The organism is Bacillus sp. TL12 (assembly GCF_022625245.1).
Classification (GTDB): Bacteria; Bacillota; Bacilli; order Bacillales; family Bacillaceae_G; genus Bacillus_A.
The window spans coordinates 26,641-49,865 of record NZ_JAJJBY010000021.1; the positions used below are offsets into that span (position 1 = coordinate 26,641).

At 37.3% G+C, this 23,225-nt stretch carries 26 protein-coding genes and 1 riboswitch; of the genes, 20 read left to right on the top strand and 6 right to left on the bottom strand.

Annotation, left to right across the window (positions count from 1 at the left end):
* The first annotated feature begins 4 nt into the window (after positions 1-4).
* From LOK41_RS18235 to LOK41_RS18245, 3 genes are all read left to right on the top strand, one after another.
* The gene (locus tag LOK41_RS18235; protein WP_174102375.1) at positions 5-253 is read left to right on the top strand and encodes a spore coat protein; all 249 of its coding nucleotides are present in this window, start codon (positions 5-7) and stop codon (positions 251-253) included.
* A 217-nt stretch (positions 254-470) separates the two neighbouring features.
* Positions 471-1,421, top strand: coding sequence for an L-lactate dehydrogenase (locus LOK41_RS18240; protein WP_481748823.1), 951 nt, complete (start codon positions 471-473; stop codon positions 1,419-1,421).
* 20 nt (positions 1,422-1,441) lie between these two features.
* Positions 1,442-2,455, top strand: a complete 1,014-nt coding sequence (locus tag LOK41_RS18245; RefSeq protein WP_241817726.1) for a PTS sugar transporter subunit IIC — start codon at positions 1,442-1,444, stop codon at positions 2,453-2,455.
* Between the two features lie 82 nt (positions 2,456-2,537).
* Here the strand turns inward: LOK41_RS18245 and LOK41_RS18250 are convergent, their stop codons facing one another.
* Entirely contained in the window at positions 2,538-3,185 is a 648-nt protein-coding gene (locus tag LOK41_RS18250) for a phosphatase PAP2 family protein (RefSeq protein ID WP_241817727.1), read from the bottom strand.
* Positions 3,186-3,327: 142 nt separating this feature from the next.
* Here LOK41_RS18250 and LOK41_RS18255 point away from each other — a divergent pair, with 142 nt between their 5' ends.
* The 15 genes from LOK41_RS18255 to sufB all read left to right on the top strand — a co-directional run bounded on the left by LOK41_RS18255 (position 3,328) and on the right by sufB (position 15,754).
* Positions 3,328-3,855: a hypothetical protein gene (locus LOK41_RS18255; RefSeq protein WP_174102379.1), complete on the top strand. Its 528-nt coding sequence runs from the start codon at positions 3,328-3,330 to the stop codon at positions 3,853-3,855.
* A gap of 308 nt (positions 3,856-4,163) precedes the next feature.
* Complete coding sequence (locus LOK41_RS18260) at positions 4,164-4,529, top strand: arsenate reductase family protein (protein ID WP_241817728.1); 366 nt, start codon at positions 4,164-4,166, stop codon at positions 4,527-4,529.
* Positions 4,530-4,570: 41 nt separating this feature from the next.
* Positions 4,571-4,954: a glycine cleavage system protein GcvH gene (gcvH, locus tag LOK41_RS18265; RefSeq protein ID WP_174102381.1), complete on the top strand. Its 384-nt coding sequence runs from the start codon at positions 4,571-4,573 to the stop codon at positions 4,952-4,954.
* Positions 4,955-5,173: 219 nt separating this feature from the next.
* Positions 5,174-5,518 carry a toprim domain-containing protein gene (locus LOK41_RS18270; RefSeq protein WP_000263236.1) on the top strand — a complete coding sequence of 115 codons (345 nt, stop codon included), beginning with the start codon at positions 5,174-5,176 and terminating at the stop codon, positions 5,516-5,518.
* Positions 5,519-5,521: 3 nt separating this feature from the next.
* Entirely contained in the window at positions 5,522-5,830 is a 309-nt protein-coding gene (locus tag LOK41_RS18275) for a thioredoxin family protein (protein WP_241817729.1), read from the top strand.
* Positions 5,831-5,981: 151 nt separating this feature from the next.
* Positions 5,982-6,326 (top strand): hypothetical protein, encoded by a 345-nt coding sequence (locus tag LOK41_RS18280; RefSeq protein WP_241817766.1) that lies wholly within the window; start codon positions 5,982-5,984, stop codon positions 6,324-6,326.
* 125 nt (positions 6,327-6,451) lie between these two features.
* Positions 6,452-6,561, top strand: a riboswitch (SAM riboswitch).
* Between the two features lie 322 nt (positions 6,562-6,883).
* Positions 6,884-7,909, top strand: coding sequence for a methionine ABC transporter ATP-binding protein (locus LOK41_RS18285; RefSeq protein ID WP_241817730.1), 1,026 nt, complete (start codon positions 6,884-6,886; stop codon positions 7,907-7,909).
* Entirely contained in the window at positions 7,902-8,567 is a 666-nt protein-coding gene (locus tag LOK41_RS18290; protein ID WP_241817731.1) for a methionine ABC transporter permease, read from the top strand. Before LOK41_RS18285 ends, LOK41_RS18290 begins: the two co-directional genes overlap by 8 nt.
* A gap of 22 nt (positions 8,568-8,589) precedes the next feature.
* A complete protein-coding gene (gene metQ / locus LOK41_RS18295; RefSeq protein WP_241817732.1) occupies positions 8,590-9,402 on the top strand; it encodes a methionine ABC transporter substrate-binding lipoprotein MetQ in 813 nt (270 codons plus the stop codon).
* Between the two features lie 128 nt (positions 9,403-9,530).
* A complete protein-coding gene (metQ, locus tag LOK41_RS18300) occupies positions 9,531-10,337 on the top strand; it encodes a methionine ABC transporter substrate-binding lipoprotein MetQ (protein WP_241817733.1) in 807 nt (268 codons plus the stop codon).
* Positions 10,338-10,573: 236 nt separating this feature from the next.
* Complete coding sequence (sufC, locus tag LOK41_RS18305; protein WP_017153244.1) at positions 10,574-11,359, top strand: Fe-S cluster assembly ATPase SufC; 786 nt, start codon at positions 10,574-10,576, stop codon at positions 11,357-11,359.
* Positions 11,360-11,374: 15 nt separating this feature from the next.
* A complete protein-coding gene (sufD, locus tag LOK41_RS18310; protein ID WP_241817734.1) occupies positions 11,375-12,667 on the top strand; it encodes a Fe-S cluster assembly protein SufD in 1,293 nt (430 codons plus the stop codon).
* On the top strand, positions 12,667-13,887 hold the full coding sequence (gene sufS / locus LOK41_RS18315; RefSeq protein ID WP_174102388.1) for a cysteine desulfurase SufS: 1,221 nt from the start codon (positions 12,667-12,669) through the stop codon (positions 13,885-13,887). The genes sufD and sufS overlap by 1 nt, the downstream gene beginning before the upstream one ends.
* Entirely contained in the window at positions 13,877-14,308 is a 432-nt protein-coding gene (gene sufU / locus LOK41_RS18320) for a Fe-S cluster assembly sulfur transfer protein SufU (RefSeq protein WP_000009522.1), read from the top strand. The genes sufS and sufU overlap by 11 nt, the downstream gene beginning before the upstream one ends.
* Before the next feature lie 48 nt (positions 14,309-14,356).
* The gene (gene sufB / locus LOK41_RS18325; protein ID WP_001118827.1) at positions 14,357-15,754 is read left to right on the top strand and encodes a Fe-S cluster assembly protein SufB; all 1,398 of its coding nucleotides are present in this window, start codon (positions 14,357-14,359) and stop codon (positions 15,752-15,754) included.
* Positions 15,755-15,918: 164 nt separating this feature from the next.
* On the opposite strand, the gene LOK41_RS18330 is transcribed toward sufB, so the two are convergent.
* Together LOK41_RS18330 and LOK41_RS18335 are read right to left on the bottom strand one after the other, a co-directional pair.
* A complete protein-coding gene (locus LOK41_RS18330; protein ID WP_241817735.1) occupies positions 15,919-16,644 on the bottom strand; it encodes a VanZ family protein in 726 nt (241 codons plus the stop codon).
* Entirely contained in the window at positions 16,644-16,973 is a 330-nt protein-coding gene (locus LOK41_RS18335; protein ID WP_241817736.1) for a PadR family transcriptional regulator, read from the bottom strand. The genes LOK41_RS18330 and LOK41_RS18335 overlap by 1 nt, the downstream gene beginning before the upstream one ends.
* A gap of 304 nt (positions 16,974-17,277) precedes the next feature.
* Between LOK41_RS18335 and LOK41_RS18340 the strand changes: the two genes are divergently transcribed.
* Positions 17,278-17,622, top strand: coding sequence for a transposase (locus tag LOK41_RS18340; RefSeq protein WP_241817737.1), 345 nt, complete (start codon positions 17,278-17,280; stop codon positions 17,620-17,622).
* Here the strand turns inward: LOK41_RS18340 and LOK41_RS18345 are convergent.
* The 3 genes from LOK41_RS18345 to LOK41_RS18355 all read right to left on the bottom strand — a co-directional run bounded on the left by LOK41_RS18345 (position 17,615) and on the right by LOK41_RS18355 (position 21,337).
* A complete protein-coding gene (locus LOK41_RS18345) occupies positions 17,615-18,961 on the bottom strand; it encodes a GntP family permease (protein WP_241817738.1) in 1,347 nt (448 codons plus the stop codon). The two genes, LOK41_RS18340 and LOK41_RS18345, sit on opposite strands and share 8 nt — an antisense overlap.
* 116 nt (positions 18,962-19,077) lie before the next feature.
* On the bottom strand, positions 19,078-20,613 hold the full coding sequence (gene gntK, locus LOK41_RS18350) for a gluconokinase (RefSeq protein ID WP_241817739.1): 1,536 nt from the start codon (positions 20,611-20,613) through the stop codon (positions 19,078-19,080).
* The gene (locus LOK41_RS18355) at positions 20,606-21,337 is read right to left on the bottom strand and encodes a GntR family transcriptional regulator (RefSeq protein WP_241817740.1); all 732 of its coding nucleotides are present in this window, start codon (positions 21,335-21,337) and stop codon (positions 20,606-20,608) included. The genes gntK and LOK41_RS18355 overlap by 8 nt, the downstream gene beginning before the upstream one ends.
* A gap of 329 nt (positions 21,338-21,666) precedes the next feature.
* Here LOK41_RS18355 and gndA point away from each other — a divergent pair, with 329 nt between their 5' ends.
* Positions 21,667-23,076 (top strand): NADP-dependent phosphogluconate dehydrogenase, encoded by a 1,410-nt coding sequence (gene gndA / locus LOK41_RS18360; RefSeq protein ID WP_241817741.1) that lies wholly within the window; start codon positions 21,667-21,669, stop codon positions 23,074-23,076.
* The last annotated feature ends 149 nt before the right edge of the window (positions 23,077-23,225 follow it).

Consider the following 23,225-nt stretch of genomic DNA (forward strand, 5'->3'; position numbering starts at 1 on the left):
GATTATGAATGAAAAAGATATGGTAAACGATTATTTATCGGAACTAAATGCTAGTTTGACTAGTTATGCGAATTACATAGCAGAGTCAAATAACGAACAGTTACATCAAACACTGATTCACATTCGAAACCAGGATGAGATGAGACAACGTAATGTATATAAATATGCATTGCAAAAAGGGCATTATAAACCAGCTGCTCCTGCAAATCCAGCGGTTATTCAGCAAACGAAAAGTCAATTAAGCGCACAGTAATGAATAAAAAAAGCGAGTGAATTATCATCTGATATTCATTCGCTTTTTTATTTATATATATGTCAATAAAGATGTATAAAATATTTTTCCAGTTGTAACAAATATGACGAAAACAGAGTAGCGTGTTTCACAAAGTATCCATGGTTTCTATAGTGAGAATCTCTATAATGAAGAGTGTAAAGAACAAATATTACATAATGACTTAGGAGAGATTCTGATGAATAAAAACACAAGAAAAATCGCAATTATTGGTACTGGATTAGTAGGATCAAGCTGTGCGTATTCAATTGTGAATCAAGGCGTCTGCGAAGAGTTAGTATTAATTGATATAAATCATGAACGTGCAGTTGGAGAAGCGATGGATTTATCACACTGCATTAATTTTACAAATACAAGAACAAAAGTATATGCAGGTAGTTATGAAGACTGCAAAGGTATGGACATTGTAATTATTACAGCAGGTCCAGCCCCAAAACCAGGACAAAGTCGTTTGGATACTCTAGGAGCAAGCGCAAATATTATGGAAAGTGTTGTAGCAGGTGTAATGGAAAGTGGATTTGATGGCATTTTCTTAATCGCATCAAACCCAGTTGATATTATTACTTATCAAGTTTGGAAATTGTCTGGATTACCAAGAAAGCGTGTGCTTGGTACAGGAACATCTTTAGACTCTTCACGTTTAAGAACAATTTTATCTGAAATGCTTGAAGTGGATCCTCGTAGTATTGACGGTTACTCATTAGGTGAGCATGGCGATTCACAAATGGTTGCTTGGTCTCATGTTACAGTCGGCGGTAAACCATTCCTGCAAATTTTAGATGAACAAAAAGAGCGTTTTGGCGAAATTAATTTAGATGAAATTGTAGAAAAAACTGCAAAAGCTGGTTGGGAAATTTATAAACGTAAAGGAACTACTTATTATGGCATTGGTAACTCACTAGCTTATATCGCACGCTCAATCTTTAATGATGATCACCGTGTAATTGCTGTTTCAGCCATTTTAGATGGTGAGTATGGTGAATATGATATTTGCACAGGTGTACCAGCAATCATTACAAGAGATGGTGTGAAAGAAGTCGTTGAACTAAACTTAACAGAAGCTGAAGAAGGCCGATTTGCACAATCAAATGATATTTTACGTGACTATATGAAAACAATCGGTTACTAAACTAGGAGAAGGTGAAACAGATGAAGGAATATATAATGTCTCGTGTTTTTAAAGGTTCTGCCGGAATAGCACAAGGTATTTTCGTATCCCTTGGAATTGGTTTACTTATCGAAAATATAGGAAGAATCGTTGATATTCCGATGTTAATTACAATTGGAGTTGTTGCAAAATCATTGATGGCGCCAGCAATTGGAGCAGGAATTGCTTTCATGCTTGGAGCAAACGGACTTGTTATTTTCTCAGCGATGGTTGCCGGAGCGATTGGAGCAGGATCCATTTCGATTACTGAAGCTGGTCTAATCATTAAAACTGGTGAACCAATCGGTGCACTTTTAACTGCAACTTTAGCAGTTTATATCGGTAAACGATTAAGCGGAAAAACAGCTTTAGATATGATGCTTGTTCCATTTGCAGCAATATTAGGTTCTGGTATAGTCGGCATTTGGTTACCTCAAAATATTAGTCCTGTTTTAAATACAGTTGGTGCATTTATTAAAGATAGTTCAGCTGGTAGTCCATTTATTGCTTCTATCGTACTTGCGGTTGTTTGGGGACTGTTACTAATCTCACCAGCGTCATCAGCAGCTTTAGCGATTGCACTTAGCCTAGACGGCGTTGCAGGCGGTGCAGCACTTGCAGGATGCGTCGCTCAATTTATTGGATTCTCTGTTATCTCCGCAAAAGAAAACAATTTAGGTGGTATTTTAGCACAAGCACTTTGTACTCCGAAAGTACAACTGCCGAACATTACTAAAAATCCAATGATTCTCGTCCCAACTGTCGTCGCCAGCGCCATTGTGGGCCCTGTATCTGCCCTTATCTTCCATCTGGAAGCAGGTAAAGAAATCGCAGGTCTTGGATTAAGTTCTCTGATTGCACCAATTAATTTAATTTCCAGCCAAGGATTCGGTGTTATTCCAGCGATGGTTATCACTTACATCGTAATTCCAGTAGCTGTTTCTTATATCATTTACATCGCACTAAAAAAAGCAGGTCGCATTCATTCAGGCGATATGACTGTGCCACAATCTTAATCGCCAAACAACATATTGCACTTGAAAATCTCCTTTACAATAGATAAAAGCAGACTGAAGAAGCTACAGTCTGCTTTTTTGTTTACATTTTATGATTTTGTTTTACCGGTACTGTCACCGTCTCTTTTACTAATACTAGCTGAATACCAAAATATAGTATGCTTGCTAGCGTTATTCCAGAAACGGCATCTACGAATGCATGCTGCTTCGTAAATAGCGTTGATAAAATGATGAGTGTACCAAAGAAAGTAAGAATATAATATTCAAAAACATGTTGTTCTCGTCGTTTAAAGGCAGCTAACATAATGACAAATGTTGTAAGCACATGAATGCTAGGGAAACAGTTTACGGGTTGATCAATACTATAAATATAGCGAACTAGTTCAGAAAATACGTCTGTTCCAACGACGGTTGGACGCGGTACAGTCGTTTGCCAAAAGTAATAAATAGAAAAACAAGCAAGCTTTCCAAGAATTACACTACTTAAAGTGACATAATATTGCTTTCGATCAGCAAAGCAGTAATAAATAAGTGCACCGTATAAGTATGGAAACCACAGCAAATAAGGAATAATAAATGCTTTTACAAACGGAATCCAATCATCTACTACAGTTGTAACGTTTACAGCGTGAACAATAGATTTATTTAATACATCGTACAGGGGACTTACGAGTACGAGTAGAAGTATATAACTTAATGGAACAAAAGATGAAAATTTATATTTTTTCATGAGTATCTCCTAGTATTTAGTAATGTAAGTAAACCCAGTTGATTATAATATAGAAACTCTAAATGAGCTATCGATTTTACTTACATTTTCTTGAATTCACCTTACATTTTTGTCACTTGACTTAAGAAGGGGAGGGTGCTAAATGAAGCGTTTCTTTTATTTTTTCGTTTTTATATTGTTATGTCTAGTGGGTGCTGGATGTGCAAAGGATAAAGAAGGAGAGAAATTAGAATATAACGGGAGAGCACTCGTAATTGGAGTTGTTGGTGAAAATCCGAAAGATACGTTTAGAAATATAAAGTTTGAAAACATAAAATTAAACGAAATGAAAAAGAAATCCGGAGAAGTAGATGGTTTTCTTATAATGAAAGAGTACTTTCAAGAAGCGTCGAAAGAGCAATATAAAGACTTGTTTTTATCGTTAAAGAAACCAGTGTTTTTTATTGGCTTACAAGATAAATCGTATTCGATTTTTCTTAAAAAGAATATGGAGTATAATAACGCGCCGAAAGATGCAAATGCTATGTACACGCAAGGTTTCGCAAATATTGGAAGTGGCGAAGGACAACAATGGGGAATTGGTTTAACGAACGGTGGTAATGCAGACGAAAGTATTCATAATATGTATATCGTAGTATTTCAAACAATTGCAGATTATTTGAATAGATAATGAGGAGCCTTTGTAGAGGGCTTCTTATTTTTTTCTTTTTAAATAAACGTTTGTTTAAGACGTATGTTCGCTTTTGGAGTAGCTAATCTACTAATCAAACGTTTGTTTAATATATATGTTCGATTTTTATATGAAAACGAAATGAGAGGAAAAAAATTTTATATATAGAAATGGCGGAAAATAAGGAAAATTTGCAGGACAAACGAAAATTGTGACGAAATAAGTCAAAGTTTAGAAAAGAATCGTTTGAAATAATAAAACGTTTTCTATATGATAAAGATAAAGGTTAGCAAAAAGTAGGTGAATTTATGACAGTAACATTTTATTCATATCCAAAGTGTGGCACATGTCAAAAAGCGAAAAAATGGTTTGAGGCAAACGATGTAGCATATGAAATGATTCATATTGTTGAAAATCCACCGTCAAAAGAAGATTTGCGTAATTTACATGCGAAAAGTGAATTGCCATTAAAAAAATTCTTTAATACAAGTGGAATGCGTTACCGTGAACTTGGCTTAAAAGATAAGTTAAAGGAAGCAAGTGAGGACGAAATGTTCGAACTTTTAGCATCTGATGGCATGTTGATTAAACGTCCACTCGTAACAGATGGCACGAATGTAACACTTGGTTTTAACGAAGAGCAGTTTGAAAGTGTGTGGAAAAAGTACCAATAAGGTATTTTTACATAATTAATACATTCACTGGAGGTACAGTCATGAGCATTCCAAATCATTTACGTTACTCTGAAGAACACGAATGGGTAAAAGCTGAAGGCAACCAAGTTGTTATCGGTATTACTCATTTTGCACAAAGCGAGTTAGGCGATATCGTATTCGTTGAACTTCCTGAAGTAGGTGCAACACTTGAAGCTGACGAGCCATTCGGAAGCGTAGAATCTGTTAAAACAGTTTCTGAATTATACGCACCTGTAAGTGGTAAAGTTGTAGCAGTAAACGAAGAATTAAGTGACCAACCGGAGCTTGTTAACGAATCTCCGTACGAAGGTGCATGGATGGTTAAAATTGAACTTTCTGATGAAAGCCAATTAGAAAAGTTATTATCTGCAGAAAAATATGCAGAAATGACAAACCAAGACTAATTCTAGTCAACAAAAAGGATAGCCTGTGTGCTGTCCTTTTTGTTTTGTATTGTGGAACGAAAGAGCGCCTCTACGCCAGAAGCTCCATCCCCCTCACATTCTGAGCGAGCCGCCCCGCTTTTCTTTGCAAAAATAAACAGGAAACAACATGAAAATATCGAATATACTATATACTAAAGTAAGGTTGTTTTATAGTATATGGTGATCGGGTGATGACATATGGTCTATGTAGAGAAAGTCATTATTGTCGAAGGAAAATCAGATAGAAGAAAGATTGAATCTATTATTCGTGAACCAGTGGAAATTGTTTGTACAAATGGTACAATTGGTTTGTCGAAAATGGATGAGCTCATTGATCAGTTTTTTGATAAAGAAGTATATGTGCTAGTGGATGCTGATGCTGCAGGTGAAAAACTTAGAAAACAATTTCGAAAAGAATTCCCGCAGGCCGAGCATATTTACATCGATCGTTCGTACCGTGAAGTGGCGACTGCTCCTTCTAATCATTTAGCGAACGTATTATGGGGAGCTGACATTGACGTTTATACAGAATATTTACGGTAAGGAATGATAGAAGTGATTGACTGGACAAGTGCTGAAGCTACAGCTCTAATAGCAGACCAAGAAAAAACAGTGTTATATGTATATACACCAATGTGTGGAACATGTCAATTAGCAAAGAAGATGTTAACAGTGGTAGAAGCGACTATATCTGAGTTGGAAATAGGAATGCTGGATTTAAACTATGCGCCACATTTAGCGCGAGAGTATGAGATAGAAAGTGTACCTTGTTTACTCATATTTGAGCTTGGAACACTTGTGAAGAAAATATATGCATTTCATTCGGTGGAATATTTATATACAGAATTACAGTAGGCGGCAAAGTTTTTGCCGCCTCGACATATTTCTTGGGAAATATGCCTGAACGATAGAAGGGATACGTTATTTGTCGAGAGAAAGTAACAGGATTGCTGTTTGGGAAGATGGAATGGTATTAGTAGAAAGTGAGATGAAGGATGTGACTAGAATGGGATTATATTCGTTGCTTCAATCATTTGTAACGTATGCTAATAGCCAATATCATCTAGAACCGCTTCTTCGGCAAGGAGAAAAAACGATTAATTTTCGTTTTGGAGATGAGTATTGCTCACTTCAAATTTCAAGAGAGTATATACAGCTTTTGAAAGAGACACAGGGAACGGAGCAACTTATTTGTTTTCAGGAAGAAGATTTAAGACGATTAGTTACTGGAAAGGTTCGGTTGCAAACACTATTACACAGCGGACGTGTGCAATATAACGGAACGTATCGTACGATGTTATTATTAGAATCTGTATTTCATATATGTAAGCCAATGCCAGTAGGTGCTTAATAGTCTGAAGTTTCGTTTTTTAAGAATTTTTTTGTTGACATAGTGGATGTATGTTGATACAATTTAGTTCATAAAATATAGACAATTTCATAAATTTTAAATCAGACGAAAATTAAATCTGATTTCTCTTATCAAGAGAGGTGGAGGGACTGAGCCCTATGAAGCCCGGCAACCGTCAATTTTTATATTGAAATGGTGCCAATTCCTGCAAAGCAAATGCTTTGAGAGATGAGAGGAAGGGATCATGTTGATATACGCATATAAACCTTTCTGCTCATTCTAAAAGCAGAAAGGTTTTTTTGTTGTTTGAATGAGGAGGACATTCGAATAATAAGAGGAGCGATAGCGATAGATTTCTTGCATGAAAAATAAAAAATTGTGGAGTAAATCTAAACGAGCCGCTTGCGCTTTTTATGCAATCCAGCTCCAACGGCTAGAACAGTCGGTCGTTTCACCCCTTCCTATGAGGCAAAGAGCGCCTCTACGTCAGGGGTTCGGGCGTCCTCTTGTTCTGAGCAAGCCGCTTGCGCTTTTTAATTCAAAAAGGGGTGAACATCATGATTTTATTGGAAAACGTAAAGAAAATATATAAATCAAAAAGCGGTGATGTCACTGCTGTAGATGATGCCAATTTAAAAATAGAAAAAGGCGAGATCTTTGGTGTTATCGGATATAGTGGCGCTGGTAAAAGTTCTTTAATTAGATTATTTAATCAATTAGAGAAACCAACTTCTGGACAGATTACGATAGCGAATCGTGTTATTTCAGCAATTACTGGAAATGAACTTCGAAAAGCAAGACAAGAAATCGGAATGATTTTTCAGCACTTTAACTTACTTTGGTCACGAACTGTACGTGAAAATATCGCTTTTCCACTTGAAATTGCAGGTGTCGATAAAGAGCAGCGAAAAAAGCGTGTGGATGAGTTGATTCATCTGGTTGGATTGGAAGGAAGGGGCGATGCATATCCATCTCAATTGAGCGGTGGACAAAAGCAGCGCGTTGGGATTGCAAGAGCATTAGCAAACAATCCGAAAGTGCTCTTATGTGATGAAGCGACATCAGCACTTGATCCAGAAACAACAGATCAAATTTTAGATTTACTATTAGATATTAATAAACGACTTGGCTTAACAATTGTGCTGATTACACATGAAATGCATGTAATTCGCAAGATTTGTAATCGCGTTGCGGTCATGGAAAAAGGAAAAATTGTAGAAAGTGGTCCTGTTCTAGAGGTATTCCGTGACCCGCAGCAGGAGATTACAAAACGTTTTGTACAACAGCTTACGGATTCTGAAGATACAAATGAAACGATTGAGAGCTTATTAGAAAAATATCCAGATGGAAAAGTCATTCGTTTACAGTTTATTGGAGATTCTGTAGAACGCCCGGTGCTTCAAAGGTTAATGAGGCGAGAGGATCTAGAAGTAAGTGTTTTGCAAGGGAATATCGCTCAAACAAACAATGGATCTTACGGGAATTTAATTGTGCACTTAAATGGTTCAGAAGCAGCAATCCAGCAAGCGATAGCAGGAATCCATCAAGAACAAGTAGAGCTGGAGGTGATTGCACATGGATAAGTTATTAGCGAACGTTGATTGGAGTAAAATGCTAGAAGCGACAGGTGAAACATTATATATGACGGCAATCGCAGCGCTTGCTACATTTGTTTTTGGCCTTATTTTAGGATTATTACTCTTTATGACATCTAAAGATAACTTGTGGGAAAACAAAGCGATTCATACTGTAATTGGAGCGTTTGTAAATATCTTTCGTTCCATTCCATTTATCATTTTAATTATTTTATTAATTCCATTTACGAAGATTCTCCTTGGAACAATTCTTGGAGCAAGTGCAGCACTTCCGGCTTTAATCATTGGAGCGGCACCGTTTTATGCAAGGATGGTTGAAATTGCACTTCGCGAGATTGATAAAGGGGTTATTGAAGCCTCAAAAGCAATGGGAGCAAAAACGAGTACGATTATTTGGAAAGTATTGATTCCTGAATCATTACCAGCGTTAACTTCTGGTATTACAGTAACGACAATTGCACTTGTAGGCTATACAGCAATGGCTGGTGTTGTCGGAGCTGGTGGTCTTGGTACACTTGCTTATTTAGAAGGATTTCAGCGTGGGAATAACGATGTAACAATCGTTGCAACAATTTGTGTATTACTCGTTGTATTTTTAATTCAGTGGATTGGTGATCGTGTAACAATTCGAATTGATAAACGATAATTAAAATGGGAGGGTGTTTCAAATGAAAAAATTATTACTTACAGCACTTATTACAACGTCAATTTTTGGGCTAGCTGCTTGTGGTGGGAAAGATAAAGATGAAAAAAAACTTGTTGTCGGAGCTTCTAATGTACCACACGCTGAGATTTTAGAGAAAGCAAAACCGTTACTTGAGAAAAAAGGTATCCAATTGGACATCAAACCATTCCAAGATTATGTATTGCCAAATAAATCTTTAGCAGATAAAGAGTTAGATGCGAACTACTTCCAGCATATTCCGTATTTAGAGAAAGAGATTAAAGATAAGGGCTACAAGTTTGAAGTGGCAGGGAAAATTCATTTAGAACCAATCGGTGTATATTCTCAAAAATATAAAAGTTTAAAAGAACTTCCAAACGGAGCGACAATTATTATGAGTAACTCTGTTGCCGACCATGGACGTGGTTTAGCGATTTTACAAAAAGAGGGCGTTTTAAAAATTAAAGATGGTGTAGACCCTGTTAAAGCGACTACAAAAGATATTGCGGAAAATCCAAAAAATTTGAAGTTTAAAACAGATATTGAGCCTGGCTTATTGCCACAAGTGTATAACAATAAAGAAGGCGATGCGGTTTTAATTAACTCAAACTATGCGATTGACGCAAAATTAAACCCAGAGAAAGATGCGATTGCGATCGAAGGAAATGACTCTCCGTATGCAAACGTAGTTGCGGTTCGTAAAGGTGATAAGGACAAAAAAGAAATTAAAGCACTTGTAGAAGTGTTACATTCTAAAGAGATTGAGGACTTTATTAATAAAGAATATAAAGGGGCAGTTGTTCCTGTGAAAGAATAATTGTTTTTCATAAGGGCTGGTAAATGCCAGCTCTTATTTTTCCTTTTGGAAGTAAGAAATCGAATGATAAGAAAAAGATCCGTATACGATATTTATTCTGAAAATTACAAAAAAGAAGGTGCCGTCATATGAAGAAAATCATACTATCAGTTTTTATAACAATATTTGCACTTGCGTTAGCAGCTTGCGGTGGGAAAGATGAAAGTACACTGGTTGTTGGAGCTTCTAATGTGCCGCATGCTGTTATTTTAGAAAAAGCACAGCCAATATTAGAGAAAAAAGGAATCAAACTAAAAATTAAAACATTCCAAGATTATGTGTTACCTAATAAAGCGTTAGCCGATAAAGACATTGATGCCAACTATTTTCAACACATTCCTTATTTAGATAAGGAGATCGAGGAAAAGGGATATAAAATTGTAAATGCAGGGAAAATCCATTTAGAGCCAATGGGAATCTATTCTAAAAAATATAAAAGTTTAAAAGACCTTCCGGATGGTGGGACTGTTATTATGAGTAATAACGTAGCGGAACGCGGCCGTATGCTTGCATTATTGCAAAAAGGTGGCGTCATTAAACTGAAAGATGGTGTAGATATCGTTAAGGCGACAGTCAAAGATATTGTGGAGAATCCCAAGAACTTGAAGTTTAAAACAGATGTTGAGCCAGGGCTTTCACCAAAGTTATACGAAAATAATGAAGGTGATGCTTTATTCATTAATTCAAACTATGCAATTGACGCAAAATTAAATCCTACAAAAGATGCAATTGCAATTGAAGGATCAGATTCTCCGTATGCAAATATTATTGCCGTTCGTAAAGGCGATGAAAAGAAAAAAGAAATTAAGGAATTAGTAGAAGTGTTACATTCAAAAGAAATTCAAGATTTTATTAATAAAGAATATAAGGGAGCGGTACTCCCGGTAAATGAGTAGGCATGAAAGGGGCTAGGAAATTTCCAGCCCTTTTTTCTTTATATAAATAAGAAGAAAGGTGTATCATAATAGGATGTGAGGGAAATACTTATATACATTTGTGAAAAAATTGTTACATTTTCTCAGCGTTTGCGATATTATTTTATTTGATATAAAATTAGAATGAGAATAAAATGAGAATGTGAATGTTTTAGGAATTTTTAAAATGTATATAGAGGATTAATGGAGGTATTGAGATGGCTGGTTCTACATTAACGGTTAAAGACTTACATGTATCAATCGATGGGAAAGAAATTTTAAAAGGTGTAAACCTTGAAGTAAAAGGTGGAGAAATCCACGCAATTATGGGACCTAACGGAACGGGTAAATCAACTTTATCTTCTGCAATTATGGGTCACCCAAAATATGAAGTAACAGAAGGGAGCATCATCATCGACGGTGAAGATGTATTAGAAATGGAAGTAGATGAGCGCGCACAAGCGGGTCTATTCCTAGCAATGCAATATCCAAGTGAAATTAGCGGAGTAACAAACGCTGACTTCTTACGTTCTGCAATTAATGCACGTCGCGAAGAAGGCGATGAAATTTCTCTTATGAAATTTATCCGTAAATTAGATAAAAATATGGAATTCCTAGAAATGGATCCAGAAATGGCACAACGTTACTTAAATGAAGGTTTCTCTGGTGGTGAGAAAAAACGTAACGAAATTCTTCAATTAATGATGATCGAGCCAAAAATCGCAATCTTAGATGAGATCGACTCTGGTCTTGATATCGATGCACTAAAAGTTGTATCTAAAGGTATTAACGAAATGCGCGGCGAAGAGTTCGGTTGCCTAATGATTACGCATTACCAACGTTTATTAAACTACATCACTCCAGACTTCGTTCACGTTATGATGAACGGTCGTATTGTTAAATCTGGTGGCCCTGAGCTTGCACAACGTCTAGAAGCTGAAGGTTACGACTGGATTAAAAAAGAATTAGGTATTGAAGACGAAACAGCAGAGCAAGAAGCGTAAGAGAGGAGCATAAACATGACAATCGGTACATTACCTTTCGATCAAGAAACAATCCGTCAGCGCGCTAGCGAAGTAAACGAAGCTGCTTGGTTGACTGAGTTCCGCTTACAAGCTCTTGCACAAGCAACTGAACTTCCAATGCCAACGCCTGATAAAACAAAAATCGATAAATGGGACTTTATCGGAAAAGGTCAAACTGCTAAGCAAGAGTCTGTAAGTTCTTTAACTGAACTTCCAGAAGCAGTGAAAAACTTAATCGATGAAAATAACAGCGTATTAGTACAACGCACTGGTACTACTGCATTCGTTTCTTTAGCAGACGAAGCAAAAGAAAAAGGTGTTATCTTTACAGACATCGTAACAGCTGCAACTGAGCATGCTGAATTAGTACAAAAGTACTTAATGAAAGACGGTGTGAAGGTAGACGAGCATCGTTTAACAGCACTTCATGCTGCATTAATCAACGGCGGTGCATTCGTATATGTTCCGAAAAACGTTGTTCTTGAAACTCCACTTCAAGCTGTATTCTTAGTAGACGGCGAAGAAGCTAACGTATATAACCACGTATTATTCGTAGCTGATGCGAACAGTACTGCAACTTATGTAGAAAACTACGTTGCAAATGAAAATGCTAAAGGTATTGCAAATATCGTAGCAGAAGTAATCGTGGAACAAGGCGCACAAGTGAAATTCGGTGCGGTTGATCTATTAGCAAAAGACGTAACAACTTACGTTAACCGCCGCGGCATTGTAGGACGCGACGGCCGCATTGATTGGGCTCTAGGCCTTATGAATGATGGAAACACAATTTCAGAGAACGTTACGAACTTAATGGGCGACGGATCATTTGCTGATACGAAAACAGTAACAATTGGCCGTGGTAACCAAACACAAAACTTTACAACGAAAGTTGTTCACTTCGGTAAACACTCTGAAGGTTTCATCTTAAAACACGGTGTACAAAAAGATAGTGCAACATCTATCTTTAACGGAATTGGTAAGATTGAACACGGTGCATCTAAATCAAATGCACAACAATCTTCTCGCGTTCTTATGTTAGACGAAAAAGCTCGTGGTGATGCGAACCCAATTCTTTTAATTGACGAAGATGATGTAATGGCAGGTCACGCGGCTTCAGTAGGTCGCGTAGATCCAGTACAACTATACTACTTGATGAGCCGTGGTATTCCAAAACGCGAAGCAGAACGTTTAGTCATCCATGGATTCTTAGCACCTGTAGTAAATGAGCTTCCAATTGAAGGAGTAAAAGCACAGCTTGTTGAGGTAATTGAAAGGAAAGTTCGCTAATGAATATTCATGAAATACGCAAACAGTTTCCAATTCTTGATCAAAAAGTGAACGGCAAACAACTTGTTTATTTCGATAGTGCAGCAACTTCTCAAAAACCAATTCAAGTGATTGAAACGTTAGAACGTTATTATAAAGAATACAATTCTAACGTGCATCGCGGTGTTCATACGCTCGGTACGAAAGCTACCGATGCGTATGAAGGTGCACGTGAGAAAGTTCGCAAGTTTATTAACGCGAAATCAATGGAAGAGATTATTTTCACGCGCGGAACGACAACTGCATTAAATACAGTAGCGGCTAGCTATGGTCTTGAAAATGTAAAAGAGGGCGATGAAATCGTTATTTCTTACATGGAGCACCATAGTAACATCATTCCGTGGCAACAAGTTGCGAAGAAAACAGGCGCAACTTTAAAATATCTTCCACTTCAACCAGATGGGACAATTTCGATAGAAGATGCTCGTCAAACAATTACACCGAATACAAAAATCGTTTCTATCATGTATGTGTCTAACGTACTTGGAACGATTAACCCTGTAAAAGAAATCGGAGCAATCGCACACCAAAACGGTGCAATCATGGTCGTTGATGGTGCGCAAAGTACACCTCATATGAAAGTAGATGTACAAGATTTAAACTGTGATTTCTACGCATTATCTGCTCATAAGATGTGCGGACCTACAGGTATCGGCGTATTATATGGTAAGAAAGAATTGCTGAACAATATGGAGCCAATTGAATTTGGTGGCGAAATGATTGATTTCGTAGATTTACAAGAATCTACTTGGAAAGAGCTTCCGTGGAAGTTTGAAGCAGGTACACCGATTATTGGTAATGCAATCGGACTTGGTGCGGCAATTGATTTCTTAGAAGAAATCGGTCTTGATAATATTGAAAAGCATGAGCATGAATTAGCGCAATACGCTTTAGAAAGACTATCAGAAGTAGATGGCGTTACAATTTATGGTCCAAAGCATCGCGCTGGTCTTGTTACATTTAATATCGAAGACGTACATCCTCACGATGTAGCAACGGTATTAGATGTAGAAGGTATTGCGGTTCGCGCAGGACATCACTGTGCACAGCCGCTTATGAAGTGGTTAAAAGCTTCTTCAACAGCACGTGCGAGCTTCTATTTATATAATACAAAAGAAGAAATTGATACATTTGTTGAATCGCTAATCAAGACAAAGGAGTATTTCACAAATGTCATTTAATAATTTAGATACGTTATATCGTCAAGTTATTATGGATCATTACAAAAATCCTCGTAACCATGGCGTGTTAGAAGATAGTGTTACTGTTAACTTGAACAATCCAACTTGCGGCGATCGTATTCAACTTACGATGAAAGTAGAAGAAGGTATTGTAAAAGAGGCGAAGTTTGAAGGCGAAGGATGTTCAATCTCAATGTCTTCAGCTTCAATGATGACACAAGCAGTAAAAGGAAAGAAAATTGAAGAAGCACTTCAGCTTTCTAAAATTTTCTCTGACATGATGCTAGGAAAAGAGTATGATGACAGCGTTGATTTAGGAGATATTGAAGCATTACAAGGCGTATGCAAGTTCCCAGCACGTATTAAATGTGCAACATTAGCGTGGAAAGCGTTAGAAAAGGGCTTAAACGAAGATAAGTAATGTTAAAGGTTCCTAAAAACGAGGTTATCTAAGGAGGGACACACCAACATGGCGAAGCAACTGCCAGATATCGGCGATTATAAATATGGTTTCAAGGACAAAGACGTTTCGATTTTCCGTGCTGGACGCGGTTTAACAAAAGAGATCGTTGAAGAGATTTCACGTATGAAAGAAGAACCACAGTGGATGTTAGACTTCCGTTTAAAATCACTGGATAAGTTCTACGAAATGCCAATGCCACAATGGGGCGGCGATTTAAATGACTTAGATTTCGATGAAATTACGTACTACGTAAAACCATCTGAGAAATCTGAGAAGTCTTGGGATGAAGTACCTGATGAAATTAAAGCTACATTTGATAAATTAGGTATTCCAGAAGCTGAGCAAAAATATTTAGCGGGTGTATCTGCACAGTACGAATCTGAAGTTGTATACCACAACATGAAAGAAGACCTAGAAGCTCTAGGAATCGTATTTAAAGATACAGATAGCGCATTAAAAGAGAACGAAGACATTTTCCGTGAGCATTTCGGAAAAGTAATCCCACCAACAGACAACAAATTCTCTGCATTAAACTCTGCAGTTTGGTCTGGTGGATCATTCATCTACGTTCCAAAAGGTGTTAAAGTTGATACACCACTTCAAGCGTATTTCCGTATTAACTCTGAAAATATGGGACAATTCGAGCGTACGCTTATTATCGTAGACGAAGGCGCACACGTACACTACGTAGAAGGTTGTACAGCACCTGTTTACACGACTAACTCACTTCACAGTGCGGTAGTAGAAATCATCATTAAGAAAGATGCATATTGCCGCTACACTACAATCCAAAACTGGGCGAACAACGTATACAACCTAGTTACAAAACGTGCGGTTTGTGAAGAAAACGCAACGATGGAATGGATTGACGGTAACATCGGATCTAAATTAACGATGAAATACCCAGCAGTTATCTTAAAAGGCGAAGGCGCTCGTGGTTTAACATTATCTATCGCGATTGCTGGTAAAGGCCAACACCAAGATGCTGGTGCGAAAATGATTCACTTAGCACCAAACACATCTTCAACAATCGTTTCTAAATCGATTGCAAAACATGGTGGTAAAGTAACTTATCGTGGAATCGTACACTTCGGACCAAAAGCGAAAAACTCTCGCTCTAACATCGAGTGTGACACGTTAATCATGGATAACCAATCTACATCTGATACAATTCCTTACAACGAAATCAAAAACGATTACGTTTCACTTGAGCACGAAGCGAAAGTATCTAAAGTATCAGAAGAACAATTATTCTACCTAATGAGCCGCGGTATTTCTGAGCAAGAAGCTACAGAAATGATCGTAATGGGCTTCATCGAGCCATTTACTCGCGAACTTCCAATGGAATACGCAGTTGAAATGAACCGCCTAATCAAGTTTGAGATGGAAGGTTCTATTGGTTAATATTTAAAGTGGAAGCGCCCTGCTTAGCAGGGCGCTTTTTTTATTGGCGGCAAATATGTCAGCGTTTTTTACGATATATCGGCACAAATGGATCATTTATCGGCGCTTCGACACGATATAAAGACCCTTCAACCATATTGGACACATAAAAAGTCACCTCATCATCAAAATGAGGTGGCTTTATTGATGCGTTTATAGCGAATCCATAATTTTTTCATGCCGATGTAAATGCTATAGCCGATTAATCCGCCCGTGGTGTTCAAAATAATATCATCTACATCGAAGATACCAGTAAAAGTTAATAATTGCAGTAATTCGATAAAGAAAACGATCTTAATAAAAAGTTTGCAAGTTAACTTCCAGTTGTTTATTTTCGGGAATAAGAGAGGAATGAAAAAACCGAAAGGAATAAATATTAAAATATTCCCTATCGTGTTCATGAGCCATATATCTAGATTATAATGATTGAAGTTTATAATATATTTGAATGTGCTTGCAAAAGGAATTACATTTACTAGATGGTTAATCGCATTCCAGTTACCTGTTTCTAAGGAGTATGTTACATTGCGGAAGTAATCAAAAAGCGGTCTGCTTAATAAAAGTTGAAATACTAAGATGAATGAATAGGGAACAAACAGTCCCCAGCCAAGCCACTTTATGTATTTATGAGAAGGACTCATCACTTTCTTAATTTCTATTCCTAATACATTGGCCTCTCCAAAATTTTGAATGGCTAATTGCGTTGCTTCCTCTACTGATGTTCCTTGATGGATAAACTCTTGTTGTAGGCTTGTCAGGTGGTCGTATAGTTCAAGGTATAGTTCTTCTTTTTCACTTTTTGGTAAGTGTGTTTCTTTTATAATAAGCTTTATGTATTCCTCAATCGTCATCAACTTAAAGCTCCCTTCCCGCAAACTTTAATTAAAGCTGTAACAGAATCCCATGCTGTGAGTTTTTCCGCTAATACCTTTTTGCCATTTGCAGTAATGCTGTAAAACTTTCGTTTCATACCAGTTTCAGACTCTCCCCAATAAGAGCTAATCAGTTCTTTTTGCTCCAAGCGTTTTAGGGCTGGATAGAGCGTACCTTGGCTCATATTATATAAATCATTGCTGTTCTCTTTTAATTTTTGAATGATTTCATAGCCGTATGTGTCATGCTGTCTAATGATAGAAAGAAGTAAAATATCAATACTTCCTTTTAATATCTCTTTATCCATTTTATGGTCACCACCTTATAATGAAATTGTAACACGACATATGTCGTGTTACAAGTAGAGTGTTGAAAAACAACTCTGCCAATACGATTTTTAAATAAAACACTTTAAAAACGTCTCCTTTTTTAGAAGAATAAGAAGAAAGGTGGCGTTTTTTATGTTTTATAATCAACAAAATCTCGAGATTACAAAAAACCGTAAATTTTATGAAGCTATGTATGACCAAGACCATCATTTGGTTCGTATTGAAAAAGAAATGAATTGGAATATTGTTTATAAATTAGTGAAACCCTTCTATTAATCTCCTGTGGGGCGTCCTTCTGTAGATCCACTCATTATCGTAAAAATTTTGTTGATTCAATATGTTGAAGGGTTCCGCTCCGTTCGTTTCACATGTAAACAAGTCAAACAAAACGCTACATATAGATGGTTTTTAGGTGTTTTTCCTCATGCGGAAAAAACGGATCGCGTTTTACGTATCTCTGTCCACGAGGAAACCTACCATAGATTGAGGATTCAGCGCTTATCCTATAGAGGAAAAATTTTGCGGTTCGTGAGATCTTCGACTGTGGAACTTAGTTTTTCCAAAAGCAAAGAACTCCACGGTTTACGTTTCGCCCGTTACCGTGGAGTTCAAAAAGTAACTATATAAATAAGCTTAGTAATAAAGTAAATCCTAATCCGGATACGGAAATGATAGTCTCAAGTAAGGTCCATGTTGCAAATGTTTCCTTCATGCTTAAACCAAAATATTCTTTGAACATCCAGAAACCAGCATCGTTCACGTGTGAAGCAATTAAACTACCAGCTCCTGTTGCAAGGACAACTAAAGCAAGGTTAACGTCTGTGTTACCTAACATTGGCATCACTAAACCGACAGTCGTTAATGAAGCAACTGTAGCAGATCCTAAGGAAATACGTAAGATGGCAGCGATAATCCATGCAAGCAAGATTGGTGATAATGAAGTTCCTTTGAATAATTCGGCTACATAGTTACCAACACCGCCATCAATTAATACTTGTTTGAAGGCTCCGCCTCCACCAATGATTAAGAGCATCATCCCAATATTTGAGATAGCTGTTGTACAAGATTCCATCACGTTTTTGATTGGAATATTTCTTGCTAATCCCATTGTATAGATAGCAACTAATAAGGATATCAACATAGCAGTATCCGCATTCCCAATAAACTGGATAGCTGCTAGTAAACTATTATCTTCAAATCCCATTGTTTTTTGCAGCAAAGTAATAATCGTAGCGATTGCCATTAAAATAACAGGTAGTAAAGCGGTAAAAACACTGATTCCAAAACTAGGCGTATCTTCAAGTTTAAATACTTTCTGTTCACCTAGAGAGCGTATATTACCGGTTTTTTTGAATGCTTCAGGTACTAGCTTTTTCGCAATTTTAGTAAATACAGGTCCAGCTAAAATAACTGTTGGAATAGCTATAATAAAACCGTAAAGTAATACTTCACCAATGTTTGCACCAAGTTCACCAGCAATAGCGGTTGGTCCTGGATGTGGCGGTAAAAATCCGTGTGTTACAGATAGAGCTGCTGCCATCGGAATACCGAGATACAAGATCGAAACTTTTAGTTCTCTTGAAATGGCAAATACAATCGGAATCAATAATACTAATCCTACTTCAAAAAATAATGCAATACCGATAATAAATGAGGCAGTCACGACAGCCCATTGAATGTTCTTTTTACCGAATTTGTTCACAAGAGTCATAGCAATGCGTTGTGCGCCCCCGGCATCTGAGAGCAATTTGCCTAACATCGCACCAAGTCCAAAAACGAGTGCTAAATGGCCAAGTGTGCCGCCTAAACCTGCTTCAATGGTTTTTACAATTTTTTCTGGTGGCATTCCAAGTGTTAAAGCAACACCGAACGATACAATAATTAATGAAATAAATGTGTTTAATTTAAAGCGCATGATTAATACAAGTAATGCTAAAATCCCAATTGCTACAATGACTAATGGCATCGTAACTTCCCCCCTAATATTAGCTTTATTTGTGTTTATCCCCTTATTTTTGAGCAGTAAGCCCCGACCTCAAGATTCAAAGAGAGATGAGGAGTGGGGGGCCACTGATAAAATTTTCACTTTATTAAGCTTCTTTGATAATTGGCAATCCGTGTATAATCGTCTTCTAATGCTCTTGATAGATTGATAAATATCGGTAGTAATTGTCTGTATTCTTTTGTTGCTTCTTCTTTTGGTGTGTGTTTGTAGGTGCTGCCAACCATTTCGGAAACGATTTCAAAAGAATCGATTTTTCCCGTGGCATAGAGACCTAATATACATGCACCTAGACAGGAACTTTCGTAGCTTTTTGGAACAACGACTTCAGATGCGAAAATATCGGACATCATTTGTCGCCAAACGTCAGACCTTGCGAAACCTCCTGTTGCTTGAATCCTAGTTACAGGAACGTCCATGCATTCGGTTAATGCTAAAAATACAGTGTATAAATTATAAATAACGCCTTCTAAGGCTGCGCGAATCATATGTTCCTTCTTATGTGACATCGTTAAACCGAAGAATGAGCCGCGTACATCTGGATTCCATAATGGCGCACGTTCACCCGCGAGGTATGGATGGAATAATAATCCGTCTGCACCAGGTCTCACACGTTCAGCAATTTTCGTTAATACATCGTATGGATCAATTCCTAGTCTTTTCGCAGTTTCTACTTCTGATGAGGCAAGTTCATCGCGAATCCAGCGAAGGACCATTCCGCCATTGTTTACCGGTCCACCAATTACCCAATGCTTTTCCGTTAAGGCATAGCAGAATATTCTTCCTTTTTTATCTGTTTGCGGCTTGTCAATTATGGTTCGAATGGCACCACTTGTCCCGATTGTGACCGCAATCTCGCCTTTTCTAATTGCATTCACACCTAGATTCGAAAGCACTCCATCACTAGCACCAATGACAAACGGTGTTTGTGGGTCGATACCAATTCTTTTCGCTACATCTGGATTACAGTTGCTGTATATTTTGGTAGTTGGTACGAGTTCAGATAATTGAGCAGGTGTTATACCAGCAATTTTTAAAGCTTCTTCATCCCAATCTAGTGTTTTTAAATTCATCATACCCATGCATGAAGCGAGGGAATGATCGACAACATATTGATCAAAGAATTTTTTAAATATATATTCTTTGATTCCGATATATTTTTTCGTTTTAACAGCGATTTCAGTATGGTCATTCACAATCCAAGTAATTTTACTTAATGGTGACATGGGGTGAATAGGTGTACCTGTTCCTCTATAAACTTCATGACCATTCAGTTCATCTTTGATTTTATGTGCCCAGGCCTCACTGCGATTATCTGCCCAGGTGATACAAGGTGTCAGCGGTTGGTCATTTTCATCCATGGCAATGACACTATGCATGGCACTGCTAAATGAAATAAACGATGGTTTTTTATCTGAATGATGTTTCGTTATATTTGAAATCGATTGCAAAACAGCTTGAAAAATCTCTTCTGGGTCTTGTTCCGCTGTGGATATATCCGGTGTGCGAAGTGGGTAACCAATATTCTCTGTTTGGATGACTTCGCCTTTTTCAGTAAATAATACTGCTTTGGTACTTGTTGTACCAATATCTATACCTAACATATAGCTATTCATGTTCTTGCTCTACTCCTTTAGATAACATTTGTTGTGACATCCAGAGGTCTTCAACTTTCCCTTGAACATCATCAAAGTTTTGATGTAAGGCTTCAATCATGAGGGCTCGATCTTTTGATTCGATTGCTTTTATATAAAGCTCATGATTTTTGATAATCCGTTCAAAGTCTTCGTACTTTTCTTTGAAACGGGTACGCATTGATAAAAGGATGAAGCCTTCCATAACAGGCTTTAAATTATTCCAAATCATCAAGATATAGGAATGCTGAATGGCGCGAATAATCGTTTCATGGAATAAGACATCTTGATAAGAAAACTCATCAGCATCATGATATTTGATGGCGATTTTCATCATTTCCATAATTTTATTCAGTTCCCTTACTAACTCATTCGTGTCCATCTTTACAAGCCGTTCAAAGATAAACGTTTCTATGAGTAAACGGACATCATATATTTCTTCGATTTCTTTTTCGGTTAAACCAATGACAACGGCACCCATTCTTTCTAAGCGAATGATATTCTCAGAAGCCAATACTTTTAGTGCTTCACGAACGGGTGACCGACTTACAGAAAAATCGGCAGCTAATTTATTTTCCGATAGAATGGTACCGCTTTCAATTTTGCCTGAAATAATACGCATTCTCAGTTCGCTTGCAACACGATCACCAGTAGAAGCTTTTGAAAGCCATTTTCCAGGATAAAGAAATTCCATTGATTCCGCCATAACTTCACCTTCTTATGTTAATCAAGTATACTTGTATACAAGTATTATAACTCGGATTTTTAATTATGCAAGCGCTTTTATTTTATGGGGAAATCGGTAATAAAATCCAACCTTCAAAACGTGCAGGGCATAGCCTGGTTTAAGGGGGGATGAAGAAAACCCTCACTGAAGGAAAAATCGTTGCAATGTCCTTATGATCTAGGTTTACAGATCTCGACTGAATCTCATATTAAAATTAACAAAATATATTACTTGATTAAAGTTTCACTTAGGCTTATATATTATAATATAGTCAAGACAACATGCAGCATAGAAAGGAAAGATGAAATATGCCAAAGCAACAAATTGGAGTTGTTGGTGTGGGCGTTATGGGAAAAAGCCTTGCACTTAATTTTGAGAGTAGAGGGTATTCTGTTGCCCTATATGATATTTCAAAGGAAAAAGTAAATGAAATCATTGAGGAAAACAGCGGTAAAAACTTGGTCGGTACTCATATGGTTGAAGAGTTTGTTAATGCACTTGAATCACCTAGAAAAATTTTATTAATGGTTAACGCAGGGGAAATTACAGATAAAGCAATTGATTCGCTGCTTCCTTACCTTGATAAAGGTGATATTTTAATTGACGGCGGTAATACATACTTTGTCGATACAATTCGCCGAAATAAACGTCTTGCCGAAAAAGGAATCAATTTCATTGGTGCAGGTGTGTCAGGCGGAGAAGAGGGTGCATTGAAGGGGCCGTCTATTATGCCGGGCGGACAGAAGGATGCATATGAAAAAGTGAAAGGTATGCTTGAAAATATTTCTGCAAAAGTGAATGGTGAACCTTGCTGTTCTTATATTGGACCGGATGGAGCAGGTCACTATGTAAAGATGGTTCACAATGGTATTGAGTATGGAGATATGCAGTTAATTTGTGAGGCATATTTCTTCTTGAAACAAACACTTGATTTGACTGCAGAAGAGTTTCACGAAATATTTGCTGAATGGAATAAGGGCGAACTGAACAGCTATCTAATCGAGATTACAGCAGACATTTTCACGAAGAAAGATGAAGAAACTGGAAAGCCATTAGTGGATGTTATTCTTGATACTGCGGGACAAAAGGGCACAGGGAAATGGACAAGCCAAAGTGCACTTGATTTAGGTATTTCTCTTCCGATTATCACAGAATCTGTATTCGCACGTTGTATTTCTGCTTTAAAAGAAGAGCGTGTGCATGCAAGTAAATTATTATCTGGCCCTAAAGATAAACCAGCGCTTGGAATTGAAAAAGCAGAATTAATTGAAGCAGTGCGCCAAGCTTTATATATGAGTAAAATTTGTTCTTATGCGCAAGGATTCACGCAATTAAAGGCAGCTTCTGAGGAATATGACTGGAACCTTGATTTTGGCAGCATTTCTATGCTTTGGAGAGGCGGATGTATTATTCGTGCAGCCTTTTTACAGAACATTAAAGAAGCTTATGAGAAGAACACTGACTTATCGAACCTTTTACTTGACCCATACTTTAAAGAAATTGTGGAGTCATACCAAGGCGGATTACGTCAAATTATCTCATTGGCTGTACAACAAGGTATTCCGGTACCTGCATTTTCAGCGGCGATTTCTTACTATGACAGCTATCGTACTGCAACACTACCTGCAAACCTGTTACAAGCGCAGCGCGATTATTTTGGAGCACATACGTATAAACGAGTAGATAAAGAAGGTACATTCCATACGAAATGGATATAAAATAAAAAATGGACCAAGATTGAAATCTTGGTCCATTTTTTTATCCCGCATTAACGGGCAGTAATACTCCCACCTCAAAATTCGGTGCAAGCAAAGAAGTTAGGTGGGAGTATTACTGCCCGTAAAGGCCCGATTGGTTCAACTAATAA